General features: G+C 70.1%; 2 protein-coding genes. Both read right to left on the bottom strand.

Going from position 1 to position 1,119, the window contains the following annotated elements:
* Nucleotides 1-246: 246 nt before the first annotated feature.
* Nucleotides 247-555 carry a hypothetical protein gene (locus ACOJUJ_RS07115; RefSeq protein ID WP_167974325.1) on the bottom strand — a complete coding sequence of 103 codons (309 nt, stop codon included), beginning with the start codon at nucleotides 553-555 and terminating at the stop codon, nucleotides 247-249.
* A 33-nt stretch (nucleotides 556-588) separates the two neighbouring features.
* Nucleotides 589-918 carry a hypothetical protein gene (locus tag ACOJUJ_RS07110; protein ID WP_312871402.1) on the bottom strand — a complete coding sequence of 110 codons (330 nt, stop codon included), beginning with the start codon at nucleotides 916-918 and terminating at the stop codon, nucleotides 589-591.
* Nucleotides 919-1,119: the final 201 nt, after the last annotated feature.

The raw sequence follows: 1,119 nt of genomic DNA, 5'->3' as shown, positions 1-1,119 counted from the left end.
CGGCGGGTGCGGCCGGGCCCGAAGACCAGGGCGTCGCGGAGCCGTCGCCGGCGCACGGCGACGGATTCCAGCAGTTGGCTGTCGTAGTCTCTCGCCATTTCTCTCCCGCCGTGGCCGCACCGGGGCGGTCACGCGGTTCCTGACGGCGGGGGCCGGGCCGCTGGGGCCCGTGCTCCCGCCGTGACGCGGTGGTCGCCGCACCGGCGGCGGCCGGTACGGCGACATGGGTGCTGCGGTGCGGAGGCGTCAGGAACGGATGGCGGCCACCGCGGCGCCGGCGGCGCGTGACGTGTTCAGCGCGGTGATGTCGTTCTCCTCCAGCACCCGGGCAAGTTCGCTGATGACGGTCCTGACGCTGGTCGCAGTCTCCTCCCACTTCCACTCGACCGCGGCGTACTCCTCGGAGACGCCCGTGGCGTCGAAGTCGCTGAGCGCCTGCGCGACGGCGCCGCTGTGATCGGTGACCAGCGCCTCAAGGGTTCGCATGATGCGCATGAGGTTCTCGGCGGTATCTCCGGAGGCGGCGGTGTCGTACGCAAGCCTGTAGTCGCTCAACTCTGCTCCCCGTGTGCTGTGGTGGTCGACCGCTCAGAAGCGGGCGGCGTTGAAGTTCTGGCTTCCCATGGCGCGATCCGCGTTGTCCTTGAATCCCGAGTCGCCGTCCGCGAAAGCGGCATTCATGCCGGCCTGACCTTCGTTGATCCGCGACATCGCGTGCTGGAGCGCGGCGGCGATCACGTCCGTCTCGCTCTTGAACCGGGCGAACGCTTCTTTGCCGGCGCCGTTGAACTTGCTCGCCAGGGGCTCCGCCGCGTCGCGAAGCTGCATCAGCATCGCGTGCATCTCGTCCAGCGAGCCGCTGGTGCTGTTCTGCAGGGTGGTCAGCGTGTCCGCACCCATGTCGAACTTCATGCTCATGAGTCCCCGTTCCCCTCCTCGGTCGGGACGCGGGGCCGTCTCCCCCGGTGCGCGCCCCGTGTACCACCCCAGATGTACATCGGTGCGGGACGGCGCCGCAACCGGGTGGCGCCGCTCTGTGACACCGTCATGACACGGGTGGTGCCGCACCGCGACGGACGGCGTACGGTCGGCGTTCCTGCTGCTCGCCGCCGCTCGCCG

It is taken from the genome of Longimicrobium sp. (assembly GCF_048594345.1).
Taxonomy (GTDB): domain Bacteria; phylum Gemmatimonadota; class Gemmatimonadetes; order Longimicrobiales; family Longimicrobiaceae; genus Longimicrobium.
The sequence above is the reverse complement of the archived record's forward strand: the minus strand, read 5'-3'. Positions and strand labels throughout refer to the sequence as shown.